The sequence below is a fragment of the Pseudomonas edaphica genome, assembly GCF_005863185.1.
Taxonomy (GTDB): Bacteria; Pseudomonadota; Gammaproteobacteria; order Pseudomonadales; family Pseudomonadaceae; genus Aquipseudomonas; species Aquipseudomonas edaphica.
The window spans coordinates 1-15,052 of record NZ_VBVZ01000085.1 but is presented as its reverse complement, the minus strand read 5'-3'; the positions used below and the strand labels follow the sequence as shown (position 1 = coordinate 15,052).

The following is a 15,052-nucleotide window of genomic DNA, read 5'->3' as shown; positions in this document are numbered from 1 at the left end:
CTGGACCCACTGAATGCCGAGCGCGTGATGCAGGCGTTGCTGGCCCAGGCCCGCGAACACCGTGCCGCCTGCGTGATCGCCACCCATGACGAACCCCTGGCCCGCGCCAGCGGCTTGCAGGTACGGCAGGCCTTCCAGGTATTCACCGAGCAGGCCACCGTCAGCCAGGTTGCCGCCCTTGCGCAGGGCCTGCGGGTCACGGCTCATATAGGCTGAAGCGCTGGCAATTTCCTGGAAGAAATCCTTGGGCGAGGTCTGGGTTTTACGCGCGGCATCCACGATCAGTTTCAGCGATTGCTGCAGGTCGTTTAGCTGCAATTTTGTGAGCATCACGCACACCTGGAACGCCGGCAGCGCCGGATTGGTCAGGTCACGATCGGCGGTCCAGGCGCTGACCAGTTGCGGCGCCTGGCTGGCGGTTTTACGGCCGAGGAAGTCCATGTGCATGGCGTAGCCGACTGCTGCGGATTTATCCGCCAGGCTCGGCGCGCTACTCAGCAGCGGCACCGGTTGCGGTGTGTCGCTGCGTACCTGGTGCACCAGGTTGGCGAACACTGTGCCAATCTCATCAACCCGCTCGCCCAGCTTGTGTACATCACCCCCGGGCACCGGCGTGTAAAGGTCGCCGATCTGCGGGTTGGCGTCTGCGGTCAGCACGCGGTACTGGGTTTCGGCACCGGCGTGGGTTTTCTTGCCGGCATCGGTACGCAGGTGCAGGGCGTAAATCTTGATCTGCTTGCCGAGTGCCGCCTGGCGCACTTCGGCTTCGTTCATCTGGGTGGCGGCGAACGGGTCGTTCTTGCGCAGCGCGCCGGCATCGGTGACCAGCAAAATGATGCGCCCGCCGTAGCCAGACCAATCCATGCCATCGACCGCCTGCATCACCCCGGCAAACGCGTCCTCATTGAACGAGTGACTGGACACCGTGGACGCTTTGACCTGGCGCGCCATATCGAGGAAGCGCTGCGGGTCGCGGCCCTGATCAAGGCTGATGAGCGTCTTGGCGACGTATTCCAAACCAGGGGTTTTCTTGATGCTGTTACGAAAGCCCACCAGCCCGAAGCTCACGCTATCAAGCTCACCGCGCTCGGCAATGCGAGTTTGCAACTCATGCACCACATCGCGAACCTGGTCGATGTAAGGCTGCATCGAAACCGTCGTGTCGACCACTAACACCACGGCCGTGCGGAAAGCGTCTGCGGCGATTGCTTTGGTGGCCGGCTTGGCCGCCGCGCTGCCCGGGTCGATGGACGCCACATTGAGCAACTGCACCGGCTGGCCGTTTTCGTCGAAGCTCTCTTTGGAATCAAAAATCGGCAGCAGGTAAAACTGGTTTTGCGGCACAGCACTGGCTGTCGGCTCAAGCGCCAGCACCTGTTGATTGTCTTCGCGGTTCTTCTGCGCCTTGGCCAACACGTTTTTGGCGGCGGCGGGATCAGCCAACAGCTTTTCCACCTGCGCCGATTGGCGCAGGAACATCACCGGCGCCCGGCCCGAGCGCTCGGTAAACTTAAGCACCAGGCTTTGCTTCCAGTCGCTGACTTGAGCGGCTGGCAACCAACCATCGCTGCGCCCATCGGTTGCGGCGCCGACACGCACCCACGGGCTGCCGTCGATGTCTTTACGCTGGTAAACATAGAGCACCGAAAACGCCGGCAGGGCTTCGTCTGCTGCACCACCGGCATCATGGGACAGCTTGGCGCCCGGCTTGCTGAGCACGCGCTGGAACAAGGTCTTTTTACCGGCCATCAGCAACGGCCGCTGGCCGCCATCCGCCTCGGCCACCACCGGCTTTACCTCCGGCGGTGGCGTGGTCTTGGGCACCACGGCGACAGGCGGTTTGGCAGGTTCATCGCTGCCGCTCAGCCACCAGTAACTGACGCCACCAATAGCCAGTGCAACCGCCACAGCGACAGCGGCCAGGGCCAGCACCGGACCACGGCGCTGCTCGGACACGGCGCGGTGTTGCGTGGGAGTTACCACCGGTTGACGCACCGGTTGCGGCTGGGGTTTGTCGGTCGGAATCTCGATGGACACTGGCGTCATTCCGGCCAAGTCAAAACTCAGCGGAATCGGTAACGGCCGCACCAGCGTGGCTTCCGGCGAATCTGCGGGCAGTTGGTCGAGCGCGCGCAGCAACGCCGCCGCATCCGGAAAACGCTCGGCCGGGTCTTTGGCCAACAGCTTGCGCAGCACCTCCTGATAACGCCCGTGGTGCACCGGCAGTTCCGGCAGCGGCTCGGTCAGATGCGCCAGCGCAGTGGACAGCGCATCGGTGCCGCTGTACGGCAGCTTGCCGACGAGAATTTCGTAGAGCACCACGCCCAACGCATACAGGTCGGCGCGGCCATCAATTTCCTGGCCACGCGCCTGCTCCGGGCTCATATAGCTCGGCGTGCCCACGGCAAAACCGGCTTGGGTGAACTGGGTGCGATCGTCCAGGGACTTGGCGATGCCGAAGTCCGACAGCACGGCGGTACCGTCAGCGCGAAACAGAATGTTCGCTGGTTTGACGTCGCGGTGTACCAAACCCTGTGCATGCGCATAGCCCAACGCCGAAGCGATCTGGCGAATCAGCGTCACGCCCTGCTCCGGCGTCAGGCCGGCGGCGATACGCTCCTTTAGCGTGCCGTTGGGCAGGTATTCCATGGCCATGTAGTACAGCTCACCGACATTGCCGATGTCATGGATGGTCACCGTGTGCGGATGCGACAGGCGCGCCAGGGTCTTGCCCTCGCGCAGGAAGCGCTCGCAGAAGCTCGGGTCGGCCGCCAGCGCCGCCGCCATCACCTTCAAGGCCACCTTGCGCTCCAGCGAGCGCTGGGTCGCCAGGTACACGCTGGCCATGGCGCCTTCGCCGATCTCGCCTTCGATGTCGTAGCCAGGGATCACAATGTTCATGGCGAGACCTTCACGACAATGGCAGTGATATTGTCCGGCGCGCCACGGTTGAGCCCCAGGTGCACCAGGCTGCGCACGATTTCGTCCGGCGCGTCGTGGCTCAGCACTTCACGTATTTCATGGTCTTCGACGGTCTTGTTCAGGCCATCGCTGCACAGCAGGTAGCTGTCGCCGGGGGAAATCAGCAGGTCAGTCACCGCCACTTCCAGCTGCGCCTCCACGCCCACGGCGCGGGTGACGATATTGGCGCGAGGATGCACGCGCGCGTCGGCTTCGCTGAGCAGGCCGCTGTCTTGCAGGTCCTGCACGTAGCTGTGATCGCGCGAAATGCTGTCCAACTGCCCATCGCGCAGGCGGTACAGGCGACTGTCGCCGGCCCATAAACACACGCCACGCAGGCCACGTGCGGCGAGCACCACCACGGTGCTGCCCATCATGCTCACGCCACGGTTGGCGGTTTCTTCACGCACCGTGGCGTTGATGCGGATCAGGTCATTGCGCAAGGCCGCCGAGTATTCATCGAGAGAGCGCCCCACCGGCACGTTGCGCAGGCTGTCGACGATCAAGCTGCTGACGTAATCGCCGGCCGCATGCCCGCCCATGCCATCGGCTACCACCCACAGGCGGTTTTCCGGCAGGTCCAGGCACGCGTCTTCATTGACCTGGCGCACCATGCCCACATGGCTTTTGCTCGCGGATTTAAACGTCGCCCCCATCTACACCACACCTTCTTGGCCGAGCAAAAACTGCGCAAAATCGCCGGCAGCCGGCAAACCCTGGCACCGCAATAAACCTGGGGAAATACGTTGTGAGCCACGGCCCCACCACAGGCTGGCACCCTCACAAGCCTGCTCGGCCAGTGCGGTCATGCGGCTGTGGGGCACGGTGGCGGCGACCCGCTGCAGGCCCGCGAAGCGACTGTCTACCGCGCGCGGTTCACTGGCCGGGATGCCCAGGCTGTCAACGCCATCGTTAAAGCCTTCAAACGTAGCGCCAGTATCCAGGGTGCTGAGCAACAGCTCTTCAGCCTGCTCAAACCACGTATCCGGGCCACCCACCAATGACGCCGGGTTAGTGTCGTGATCAAGCAACGCCACCACGGCCAACGGGAAATAGCGCCCGACCCGATCAATACTCGGCATCACCACGCCTGCCGCCGCGTCCGGCCCGCACACGCCCGGCGCCAGCACAAAACGCCACAACGGGCTGACCAGATAGACATTTAGCCAATCGCCACCCAGGCTGCTCTGGCTGGCGAGCAAACCTGCGGCCAGCCAGCTGTCCCACGGGCCGATAAAACTCTGGGGCAAGGCGCGGCTGACAAAGTCACCGCGGCTGGCCAACTTGCCGTAGAAGCCCAGCGTGTTCATAGCCGCTCCGGCAGGCTGAAGCCACTGAGTACGCGGCTCTTGAACGGGTTGAAGGCGCTGTTGGCGCGCAACTCGTAGGCGATGCTCGCGCCATCAACCCGCAAACGCAGGTTGAAGCGGTCCGGCGAATTGCCGGCGCTCAGGTCCGATTGCTCCAGCAGACGGAACCATGCCCATGGGCCGTCCAGGGTCACGCCGGAACGGCCACTGGCCGACGGCGGCGTGATCGAAATACGCACCACGCCAATGCTGCCGGGGTTGGGCCATTGCATCGCCACCGGGCGGCTTGGGCCGTGGTCGTAGCTCAGTTGCTGGCCGTCGAGGTCGAGCAGGAACTGGGTGATGGTCGGGTCCATCGACACCGGCTTGAGCTCGAAACGCACGATCGGCTGGGTGCCCCCCGATCTAAAGAACGCGTCACGAATAGCCGCCGCACGCTGGAAGGTTTGCAGCACGCCCGGCGCGATCCCAAGCTTCTGCGCCGCGCCCGGCTGCCAGCGCCAGGTCTGTGCGGACGTATCCACGTAAGGCTGCAGGTATTTGCGGAAATAGTTATCCATCACCCCGCCAACGCCGAAGAACTGGCCGAAGTCATCGAGCGTGGCGTCCCGCGCGCTGCCCGGCGACATCGGATAACGCCCCGCCAGAGACTGGCGATACACGTTGACCACTTCACTCACCCACGCCGCATTCAGCTGGTTACGCACCCCGCCCATCATGCTGTTGGTGGTGGAGTTGACCACCGACTTGACCATGCCCTGCACCAGCGGCGGCTGGCGCTCGGCATTCAAGCTGACCCGCGTGGCCGCAGCGGCCGCCTGGTTCTTGGCCTCGCCAAGCAAGGCGTCGCCACTGGCGCCGACCATGGCGCTGACTTGCACATACAGCGCGTTCATGTCCGCCAACAGGCCGTCGATGGCCGCCGGTTCGCCTTCGTTTTTGCTGACGATGCTATTGAGTTCGGCAAAGTGCGCGGTCACCGGATCGTCCGCCGCTTGCGGTGCATTAGCGCTTGGTTGCTCCTGGCCGAGCAGGCTGCCGAGGCGTTCCTTGAGCTTGTCGACACCGCCTTCCACCGGCACGCCTTTGGCGGCCAATTGGCGTTCTTCAGCTTGCAGGTCGGTCTCTTTGGCCACGGCTACCAGCAGCTTTTTAAGCGGCGAAGTGGGGCCGGAAATCACCCGCAGCACATCGGCCGCCTGGGCCACGCTGGTGATCGGCACAAAGTCGATGTCCGCGAGCAAGGCGTCCCATTGGCGCTGGTAGTCCTGGAAGTACAGGCGGCGCACGTCGGCGGCCAGGCTCACCACGTTCTGCTGATCGGCTTGCTCACGGCCCAACACCCATTGTTCTTCCGCGAGCGTGCCAGTCTGGTTCAGGCTGCTGAGCAGGAACGCCTGGCGATAGCCTTTGGCAGTGAAGAACCCACTCAACGGTTCGCCCAATGGCTTGCCGCTTTTACGGCTGAACACCAACGCAGCATCACGGCCGGCGGCTTCGTTGAGGCGAAAGTCGGGGATGCCCTCGGGCAGCTTCTGGCGCTTGACCCGGTCGTACACGCGTTGCGCCACCGGCAGCTGTTGCAGTTGGCGACGCAGGTCATCGATCAGGCGTGGGTCCAGCCGCGCATTCGGCGGGTGACGGTCGAACAGCGCCTGCAAGTGCCCGGTCAACGCCTGGCGCTGATCGGCCGGCAGGTCACGCGGCAGGTTGCGGTCCCAATCCAGGGCGACCCAGGCCTTGATGAAGTCCGGGTCGTAGTGCTCGTTATCGGCGAGCATCAGGTAGGCCTTGAGGCCCTCGTAGAGGAAGTCGGAATTGCCGCCGCCATGCAGTTGCTCTTCGATGCGCGTCACTAGTCGCGGCGCGAACACGGCGATCAAGAGCTTGCGATAGACACTGGCGGATTCGGCTTCAAGCATATCGCCCTGATACAGGCCCAGGCCTTCGGACCAGCTCGGCGAATCGCCCGCGAGGTTCTTCACCGCGTTGAGCAGCGGCAACACTGCCAGCACTTCACGCTGCGCCGGGCTGAGGTTTTGTACGGTCTGGCCCAGCGGCGCAACCTTCTGGTCAACCTGGGCGATATACGCCTGGTTGGCACGATAACTCACCCACCAGAGGCCACTGACCACCACCACAAGGGCGATGGTAGCGGCCAGCACACCGCGTGCAATCCACTTGCGGCGGCGCTCGACTTTCGGGTTCACGCCCACCAACCCACGCTCGGCAAAAGCCACGGCGGTGAACAACTTTTCGATGAAATAACTGCGCCCGGTGCCGCTCTGTCGTGCCAGGTGCTGGCGGTCCAGGTTCATGCTCTGGGCCATGGCGCCGATCAAGCGATCAATCGGGCTGCCTTCCTGAGTGCCGCTGGTGAAATAGACTCCGCGCAGCAACACGCGCTCTTCGAAGGCGTTGGGTTTGAACACGCCTTCGAGGAAACTTTGCAGGCAATCTTTCAACGCGCCGAACTGCTGCGGAAAGCCGTAGATCAGGTCACGCCGCGCCGGGTCACGCTCCTGTTGCAGGCGCTCCACCAGCCGTTCATTCAGGCGCTGCTCAAGACCCGCAAACTCGCTTTGCAGATGGGCCAGCGGGCTGTCGCTGTTTTTGCCGTCGTCCAGGGCGAAGGTCATGCCCCACACCTGGGCGCGGTCTTCCTTGCTCAGGTTGTCGAAGAACTCCATGAAGCCCGGCACCAGGTCGAGCTTGGTCAGCATCAGGTAGATCGGGAAACGCACGCCCAATTGGGTGTACAGCTCCTGGATCCGCAGGCGAATCGCCGCCGCATGGGCGGCGCGTTCGGCCTCCGTACCGAGCAGCAGATCCGAGAGGCTGATGGCGATAAACGCACCATCAATGGGCCGACGCGAACGCTGCTTTTTCAGCAGATCGAGAAAGCCCAGCCACGCGGCTTTATCCACTGTGGAGTTGCTGTCCTGGGTGGTGTAGCGGCCGGCGGTATCGAGCAAAACGGCCTGGTCGGTAAACCACCAATCACAATTGCGCGTACCGCCAACGCCGCGCACAGCACCGGCGCCCAACTGCGCAGCGAGTGGAAAGTGCAGGCCGGAATTGACCAGCGCGGTGGTCTTGCCCGAACCCGGCGGCCCGATGATCACGTACCACGGCAGCTCATAGAGATTGCGGCGCTCATCACCGCCGAGCTTGGCCTTTTTCAGCAATGCCAGGGCTTCGTCCATGCGCTGGCGCAAGGTCGACAACTCTTCGGCCGTGGCGACACTGTTGGGGTCGGCCGGGGTTTCGGCGGCGAGGCTGCGCATCACTTCGGCGGCCTGGCGGCGCGCCTGGATAATGCGCACTACGCGGTAGGCGATCCACAGCGCAAACACCAAGATAATCAACACCCAGCGCCGCCCTTCCGGCACCAGCACATCGAGCAACGGCCCCACAAACCAGATGATCAGGCTCAGGGCAATCAGGCCCAGCACGGGGATCACCCAGCGAATCATGAAACTGAAAAACGCCTTCACTCGACGCCCTCCGCCAATACGGTGATTTCAACCCGACGATTGCGGGCACGGCCTTCGGCGGTGGCGTTGGTCGCCACCGGCTCGGTGTCGCTGCGGCCTTCAGCGCTGAAGCGATCCGCCTGGCCGGTCTTGGCCGCCAGGATGTCCAGCACCGACTTGGCCCGCGCTTCGGACAATGCCCAGTTGGACGGGAAGCGCAGCGTGGCAATCGGGCGGTTATCGCTGTGCCCGGTCACGCGGACCTGGCCCTTGACCTTGCGGATGGCGTCAGCGATGCGCAGCATCAGTGGCTCGAAGTCATCGCGGATGCTGGAGCTGGCAGACGCGAACAGTTCATCGCCGCGAATCGTCACCACGGAGCGGTCGACCTTGTCTTCCACGGCCACGCGGCCCGCCTTGATGTCTTCCACGAGGAAGCCGGCCAGACGCGGCCGCTCGATGACTTTGGGCTGCGCCACCGGGCGGTCGATGGCCTGCACCGGAATCTCGCCCAGGGCATGGATATTCTTGAACACCGGCTCCGCATCCGACGCCAGTTTCATGCGCAAGCCAAACAGCAACGCCAGCAGCAGCGCCAGGCCGATGGCCACAGCGATCCACGGCGGCATGAATTGCGCGAGGCGATCACGTGCCACCGTCACGCCGCGCCAATGCGGCGAGAGTTCGCGTTCGTGCTCGCCACGCGCACTGCGAATCGCTGCGGCGGTGCGTTCACGCAAGGCTTCCAGCTGGCTGCGACCGTCATTCATCACGCGGTAGCGGCCTTCAAAACCCAGGCACATGCACAGGTACAGCAGCTCCAGCAGGTACAACCGCTCACGCGGGCTTTGCAGGCAATGGTCGAGCAACTGGAAAACCTTTTCGCCACCCCAGGCTTCGTTGTGCACGGTGATCAACAAGCTCTGCTTGCCCCAGTCACTGGCACTGCCCCACGGCGTGCTGAGCACGGCTTCATCGAGCGCCGTACACAGCGCGTAACGCGCCAGCAGCACTTCGTTGCGCGCCACACCGGCGGCTTCGGCGCGCTCTTCGAACTGGCGCAGGTAGGCCAGCAACTGCGCACGCAAACTGGCCGGCGCCGGATGGGCGATGGTGTTGCGCAGGCGCGTCAACAGCGCCAACAGCGGCCCGGCGGCGCTTTCCAACGGGTTCAGGCCCTGGCTTTTGCCGGTGAGGATCGGCGCGGCCGGCATCGACAAAGGCGCCGGTTCGGCACGTGCAGGTTCCGGTGCACGACCACCTGGGCGAGGCATGAACTGGGTGCGGTCATCATCATTGGGATGCATCGCCAATTATCCTCGGATCGCCCAGAAGGCCAGGTTCAAGCCCGGGAACTGCCCGGCGATATGGAAGGCAAACCCGCCGGAGTTGTTCAGTTGCTGCCAGTGCTCGCTGCCACGGTCCAGCTCGTAATAGGTGCTGCCTGCGTGGTACGGGATCTGGCGGGGCGCAACCGGCAACGGCAGCAGGCCGATGCCTGGCAATTGCAGGTTGACCATGTCGCGGATGTGCTCCACGGAGCCAACTTTGCTCTGCTGGCCGAAGCGCGCGCGCAGGGTTTCGCCGGGCACGTCGGCGCGTACCACGAGGATGAAACTGGCGCTGTCGAGCAGGGTTTTGTCGGCGAGCATGGCCACGTGGATGCCATAGGCTTTTTCCACAATCGGGATCGGCGTGGCTTTGCTGTCGATCAGCATCGACAAGGCTTCACGCAACGCTGCCATCACCGGGGCGAAGCTCAGGGCCAGGTCATCATGTTGGTATTGCGGGTATTCCTGCGGGCGCCGGCCCGTGGTGGAAAACGTGGCGAACTCACCCGCCAGGCTCACCAGCTCGCTGAAAAACCGCTCAGGGTGCAGCGGGCTTAACTGGCTCAGATGCTGGATCAGCGGCTGCGCGCGGTTGACCAATTGCAGCAGCATGAAGTCGGCAATTTCCGAAGCACCACCCGCGCCCGAGGCGACCACGCGGCCCGCCAGGGCTTCGCCGCGCTGGTGCAACAGGCCGAGCAGTTCGCTGCGAAAGGCCGTCAGTGGTTTGCTCGCGGCCACGTCCAGCACCGGTGGGATGTAAGTATCGTCCAGCACCAATGCACGGTCGGCACGCTTTTCCTTGATGCGCACCAGGCCGATGGCGGCGTAGTCACTGATGCCATCCTGCGCGGTCAACAGGCGCAGCGCTCGGGAACCCACAGCCACTGGCGCGCGGTTTTCAAACGGCGCGTTATCGTCGCGCACTTCGCGCACCTGGCTGACGTACCGTGCCGCTTCCAGCGCTTCGCCTTCATCCACCGTGTCTCGCGCACCGGCGCGCTTGAGCGGCAAGGCCAGGTACACCAGGCCGTCGCGCAGGTTGTCGTCGATATTCAGCGGGCTCGGCGCCAGATCATCCTGGGGAATATTGAACGGCGTGCCGTCGGGCAACAGGCCACGCGCCGACACGATCGCCAGCTTGCCCTGGGCCAGCAGGCCCTGATCAATAAGCAACTCGGAAAAGCCCCAGGCACCGGCGGACAACGGTCGGCTGCGCGCGTCGATGAGGTTTTCCAGGTAACGGTCATGCTGCTGGAAGTGCTGCGTTCCGATGAACATGCCTTCCGACCAGACCACGCGATTGTTCCAGGACATGGGGGCTCCGAGGGTTTTATTGGGCAGGGCTGGATGGGGGAACCACGACGTCGGCGCGTACGGCGCGCACATCGAGGCTGATCTGATATTCGGTGTATTGGCGCGCCGGAACCGTGAGCACCGTGCGCCATTGCGCGCGGTCCAGCTCGCGATAGCCCACCAACAAGCCGATCTGGCGTGTGGAAGGGTCAAGGTCGCGCTGGATACTCAGTTGCTGGCCGGGTTGGATCATCACTTCATCCTGGTCCAGCAGGTCCAGGCCAAGGGTGGATTGCGCGCGATCGGCCAAGGCGAAGTAGTCGGAGCGACTGAAGGTGGCGGCGTTTTTCAGTTCGAAAATGCGCACCCGCACCGGAGCAGCCTGGCCGTTGGCGCCGGGGTTTAGCCCGGCAATGGCGTGAAAGTGCAGCTCGACGGCGGCAGTGCCCGCTTCGGCTTCAGCGGCAACCTCGGGTTTGACCGCGTCCTTGGCACACGCCGTCAGCAACAGCGCGGTGGCGGCTGCGAGTAAAAACCTGGGAATCATCCTGCGTCCTCAATGACGTACTTAGCTATCCGTTTTATCCATTATTGCGGCGCGTTTTAGCGTCGCTGTCGTGCGCTGTGTTCTTCATATGCTCGGCTGAATTCGCGACCGAACAGGTCCTGGAAATCTTCCTGGGCCTCACGGGAAATATTGCTGTAGAGCTCGGTGAACTGCTGCCAGTACTGCGCCTGGCGCGAGCCGTTGAACAGGCTCGACAGCCCGGCGGGCTTGCCCATGCGCTCTTCCAGCTGTGCCGGTTCAAAACGCGTGAGCAGGTGTTTGATCGCCGCTTCCACACCGGCCATTACCGCCAGTTGGTGAGCGCGCAGGTCGTCGAAACTTTCGCGCACGGCGACGTCCGGCGCCATAAACGCTTGGTTGCCATGACGAAGCAGCAGCAGCAAGGCTTCGTCAGCATTCGGCGCAAATTTCAACGGATTGTTTTCAGCCGGCTGGATCATCGTCTGCTGCATGCGGAACTCGCCCTTGAGGCTCGCGCGGGCACGCAACACGTCGATCAGGCCTTCGACCATCAGGCGGTAGCTGCGGCCGATGCTTTCCATTTGTGCTTCGGCTTGAGCCTTGTCGAGGCGCAATTGGTCCAGCCCGGCGCCGCGCAGGAAAGCCTGGAGCAGGTCGGGCTGCGAGGAAATGTCCGGGGCGGCCGCGGCCGGCTGCATGATTGGCGCGGGGGATGGTTCAACGGGTGCAACCGGCTGGGGAGTCGTGACGACTGGCGCTGGCGTGTCGCCGAACAAGTCCCAATCTTCGGGAATCACCGAGCCCGACACCACGGGTTGCTCGACCACAGGCACCGCGACCGGCGTTGGCGGACGAAAATCGTGCTGCTCGCTGGGTACGTGGTCCGCCACGGTTGGCGGCGGCACGGTGGTCGGAGCGAGGAAGTCGAACAGGTCCGGCAGCGTGTCCATCGACGAGGCGCCCTGGAACTGCGGCGCGATCACAGGTGCAGGTGCAGGCTTGTTCGCCACCGCGCCCATCAGCGCTTCAAAACTGTTCGGCGAATCGCCGCTGAACGGCTGGCTATCAAGCGCCTGCACATTGAAGTCGATACGTGCCTGGATCTCGTAATCGCCGATGCGGATCAACTCGCCATCCTGCAACGGCTCGCTGTTCCCTCTGCGCATTCGGATGCCGGCCTTAACCAGCTCCACGCCGTTCGTACTGTTATCGGTTAGGTAGTAACGGCCATCTTTGTATTGAATAACGCAATGTTGCGAGGAGACTAACCGCTCTGGGTCAGGCAGTACCCAGTCATTGTCGGAATTGCGGCCAATAGCCATCACGCCCTGATCCATGGACTTTTCAGGGCATTGCCCAGGGGTAATCTTGTGATAACTAGTGATAGTCAAACACAGCGACATCTTGCCTCCTTGCTGATACATCGCGCGCGGCCTATTCCAAGGGAGGGCGCTTCCCGCAAGCGCCCTGCCAAGTCGTGCAAACGACCGTAAAATCTGCTTTTGTCAGCATGATTGCTGATCTTAACCGGCTTCTGTGACAAAAACCCTGTCCTGGGCCGCCGTCAGACCCGTCAGTCGCGCAGTGTGTTAAACACCGCACATCTGTCACAGAGGGCGAGTAGCTTACCTTGACAACGCGTAACTACTACACCAAAAATGCACAACTTCTTGAACATAAGTAATGGCGCAATAGTGGCGCACTGAATATATGACCAAGAAAACATGCAAAGTTCATTGCGTAACTTATGCATGCATTGCCCGCCGTCTAACGGGCTGATAAGGAGATCGAATCAAGTGGATGTGCCGTTGCTGCTCGCCGCCGTTTCCGCGACTTCGCCCTGTGGTGAAGACATGGAATATGACGCGCAATTCCTTCAATTGGAACGTGACGCCAAGGGCCAACCCGAGCGCAGCATGGGCGACTCGATCCTGCCCGCCGAACCCCCGCAGTGGCGTAGCATCCAGCAGCAAAGCCTCGACTTGTTGCAACGCAGCAAAGACCTGCGCATCACCCATTTCCTGTTGCAAAGCTCCCTCGCCCTCCAGGGTGTGGCCGGGCTTGCCGAAGTCCTTACGCTGATCAACGCGCTGCTGCGCGAATACTGGGCCGACCTGTACCCGCGCCTGGATGCCGACGACGATAACGACCCCACCGTACGCATCAACGCCCTGTCCGGCTTGACCAGCGACGCAACCATACGCTTGCTGCGCGAGAGCATCCTCACGCGCTCGCGCACGTTTGGGCCAGTGAGCCTGCGCGCGGCGCTCAACGCCAGCGGCCTGTCGAACTTCCCGGATGAACAACTCGGCGCCCAGCAACTCAACGCCGCGTTCCTCGACAGCGACCCCGAGCAGCTGCAAGCCACGCGCGACGCCCTGAGCGCCGCGCGTGCCGCCTGCGAGGCCATCGAACAACAAGTCAGCGACCAGGTCGGCTCGGCCCAGGGCGTGGACCTGAGCCTGCTGAAGCAACCGCTCAAGCAGGCGCTGCAGATCCTCAATCAAGCCGTACCCGACCCTGCAGGCAGCAGCGAACCCGAGGCTGTCAGTGAAGACAATGCCCCCTCGGTCGATTTCGCCGCCGCCCCCGCAGCACCGCGCCCAACGGGCGACATCGCCACCCGCGATGACGTGCTGCGCAGCCTCGACAAGATCCTTGCGTACTACACCCGGCACGAGCCTTCGAGCCCGCTGCCGGTGCTGTTGAACCGGGCGAAGCATCTGGTGCACGCCGACTTTGCGGCCATCGTGCGCAATCTGATCCCCGACGGCATTTCCCAATTTGAAAACCTGCGCGGCCCGGAAAGCGAATAAGCCGCCGGACTGTGCAGTAACAACACCGTCGCTCAAGCGACCAGGAGCAGCAACGTGGCGAAGCAAAGTTCTCAGAAATTCATCGCGCGCAACCGTGCGCCTCGAGTGCAGATCGAGTACGACGTCGAGCTTTACGGCGCCGAGAAAAAGGTCCAGTTGCCCTTCGTGATGGGCGTGATGGCCGACCTCGCCGGCAAGCCTGCCGAGCCGCTGGCGCCTGTGGCTGATCGCAAGTTCCTTGAGGTAGACGTCGACAACTTCGACTCGCGCCTCAAGGCCATGCAGCCACGCGTAGCGTTCCACGTACCGAATGAGTTGACCGGCGAAGGCAACCTGAGCCTGGACATCACCTTCGAAAGCATGGACGACTTCAGCCCGGCCGCCGTGGCCCGCAAAGTCGATTCGCTCAAGCAACTGCTCGAAGCCCGCACCCAGTTGGCCAACCTGCTGACCTACATGGACGGCAAGACCGGCGCTGAAGAAATCATCATGAAGGCGATCAAGGACCCGGCACTGCTTCAGGCACTTGCCAGCGCGCCTAAGCCAGCAGGGGACCAGTAATCATGACCGACAATACCGCCCGCGAAGGCAGCCAGATCCTGGGTGCTACCGAAGAAGCCAGCGAGTTCGCCAACCTGCTGCTGCAAGAATTCAAACCCAAGACCGAGCGTGCCCGCGAAGCCGTGGAAACTGCCGTGCGCACCCTGGCCGAACAAGCCCTGGCGCAGACGGACCTGGTCTCCAATGACGCGATCAAGTCGATCGAATCGATCATCGCCGCCATCGACGCCAAGCTCACCGCCCAGGTCAACCAGATCATCCACCACCCGGATTTCCAGCAGTTGGAAAGCGCCTGGCGTGGCCTGCACTACCTGGTCAATAACACCGAGAGCGACGAGCAGCTGAAGATTCGCGTGCTCAATATCGCCAAACCTGAACTGCACAAGACCCTGAAGAAATTCAAGGGCACGGCGTGGGACCAGAGCCCGATCTTCAAGAAGATGTACGAAGAAGAATACGGCCAGTTCGGCGGCGAACCGTACGGTTGCCTGGTGGGCGATTACTACTTCGACCAGTCTCCACCGGACGTCGAGCTGCTGGGTGAGTTGTCGAAGGTCTGCGCCGCCATGCACGCGCCATTCATTGCCGCTGCTTCGCCCACCGTGATGGGCATGGGTTCGTGGCAGGAACTGTCGAACCCGCGCGACCTGACCAAGATCTTCACCACCCCGGAATACGCTGGCTGGCGCTCGCTGCGTGAATCGGAAGACTCGCGCTACATCGGCCTGACCATGCCGCGCTTCCTGGCGCGCCTGCCGTATGGCGCCAAGAC

General features: G+C 63.0%; 10 protein-coding genes and 2 pseudogenes. 4 read left to right on the top strand and 8 right to left on the bottom strand.

Features of this window, described 5'->3' with window-relative positions; all coding sequences use genetic code 11:
- Nucleotides 1-216 (top strand): annotated as a pseudogene (locus FEM54_RS34590) (hypothetical protein); the annotation flags it as partial.
- On the opposite strand, the pseudogene FEM54_RS08195 reads toward FEM54_RS34590, so the two are convergent.
- The 8 genes and pseudogenes from FEM54_RS08195 to tagH all read right to left on the bottom strand — a co-directional run.
- A pseudogene (locus FEM54_RS08195) lies at nucleotides 121-2,901 on the bottom strand (serine/threonine-protein kinase); the annotation flags it as partial. The pseudogenes FEM54_RS34590 and FEM54_RS08195 sit on opposite strands and share 96 nt — an antisense overlap.
- The gene (locus FEM54_RS08190) at nucleotides 2,898-3,617 is read right to left on the bottom strand and encodes a PP2C family protein-serine/threonine phosphatase (protein ID WP_138450368.1); all 720 of its coding nucleotides are present in this window, start codon (nucleotides 3,615-3,617) and stop codon (nucleotides 2,898-2,900) included. The pseudogene FEM54_RS08195 and the gene FEM54_RS08190, both read right to left, overlap by 4 nt.
- A complete protein-coding gene (gene tagF, locus FEM54_RS08185) occupies nucleotides 3,618-4,271 on the bottom strand; it encodes a type VI secretion system-associated protein TagF (RefSeq protein WP_017135830.1) in 654 nt (217 codons plus the stop codon).
- Nucleotides 4,268-7,768 (bottom strand): type VI secretion system membrane subunit TssM, encoded by a 3,501-nt coding sequence (gene tssM / locus FEM54_RS08180; protein WP_138450367.1) that lies wholly within the window; start codon nucleotides 7,766-7,768, stop codon nucleotides 4,268-4,270. Before tssM ends, tagF begins: the two co-directional genes overlap by 4 nt.
- Nucleotides 7,765-9,054 carry a DotU family type VI secretion system protein gene (locus tag FEM54_RS08175; protein ID WP_017135828.1) on the bottom strand — a complete coding sequence of 430 codons (1,290 nt, stop codon included), beginning with the start codon at nucleotides 9,052-9,054 and terminating at the stop codon, nucleotides 7,765-7,767. The genes tssM and FEM54_RS08175 overlap by 4 nt, the downstream gene beginning before the upstream one ends.
- Nucleotides 9,055-9,060: 6 nt before the next feature.
- Nucleotides 9,061-10,395: a type VI secretion system baseplate subunit TssK gene (tssK, locus tag FEM54_RS08170; RefSeq protein WP_138450366.1), complete on the bottom strand. Its 1,335-nt coding sequence runs from the start codon at nucleotides 10,393-10,395 to the stop codon at nucleotides 9,061-9,063.
- A 16-nt stretch (nucleotides 10,396-10,411) separates the two neighbouring features.
- Nucleotides 10,412-10,921, bottom strand: a complete 510-nt coding sequence (gene tssJ / locus FEM54_RS08165) for a type VI secretion system lipoprotein TssJ (protein WP_099550251.1) — start codon at nucleotides 10,919-10,921, stop codon at nucleotides 10,412-10,414.
- Between the two features lie 56 nt (nucleotides 10,922-10,977).
- Nucleotides 10,978-12,306, bottom strand: coding sequence for a type VI secretion system-associated FHA domain protein TagH (gene tagH, locus FEM54_RS08160; protein ID WP_138450365.1), 1,329 nt, complete (start codon nucleotides 12,304-12,306; stop codon nucleotides 10,978-10,980).
- 393 nt (nucleotides 12,307-12,699) lie between these two features.
- Between tagH and tssA the strand changes: the two genes are divergently transcribed.
- The 3 genes from tssA to tssC form a co-directional block, all read left to right on the top strand.
- A complete protein-coding gene (gene tssA / locus FEM54_RS08155; RefSeq protein ID WP_099550249.1) occupies nucleotides 12,700-13,719 on the top strand; it encodes a type VI secretion system protein TssA in 1,020 nt (339 codons plus the stop codon).
- 54 nt (nucleotides 13,720-13,773) lie between these two features.
- Nucleotides 13,774-14,280, top strand: coding sequence for a type VI secretion system contractile sheath small subunit (gene tssB / locus FEM54_RS08150; protein WP_017135823.1), 507 nt, complete (start codon nucleotides 13,774-13,776; stop codon nucleotides 14,278-14,280).
- Nucleotides 14,281-14,282: 2 nt separating this feature from the next.
- A partial coding sequence (gene tssC / locus FEM54_RS08145) for a type VI secretion system contractile sheath large subunit (protein WP_138450364.1) occupies nucleotides 14,283-15,052 on the top strand: 770 nt, incomplete at its 3' end.

Coding starts and splice junctions, on each gene's coding strand:
- FEM54_RS08190 (WP_138450368.1), bottom strand. CDS start 3,617: ATGGGGGCGACGTTTAAATCCGCGAGCAAAAGCCATGTGGGCATGGTG.
- tagF (WP_017135830.1), bottom strand. CDS start 4,271: ATGAACACGCTGGGCTTCTACGGCAAGTTGGCCAGCCGCGGTGACTTT.
- FEM54_RS08175 (WP_017135828.1), bottom strand. CDS start 9,054: ATGCATCCCAATGATGATGACCGCACCCAGTTCATGCCTCGCCCAGGT.
- tssK (WP_138450366.1), bottom strand. CDS start 10,395: ATGTCCTGGAACAATCGCGTGGTCTGGTCGGAAGGCATGTTCATCGGA.
- tssJ (WP_099550251.1), bottom strand. CDS start 10,921: ATGATTCCCAGGTTTTTACTCGCAGCCGCCACCGCGCTGTTGCTGACG.
- tagH (WP_138450365.1), bottom strand. CDS start 12,306: ATGTCGCTGTGTTTGACTATCACTAGTTATCACAAGATTACCCCTGGG.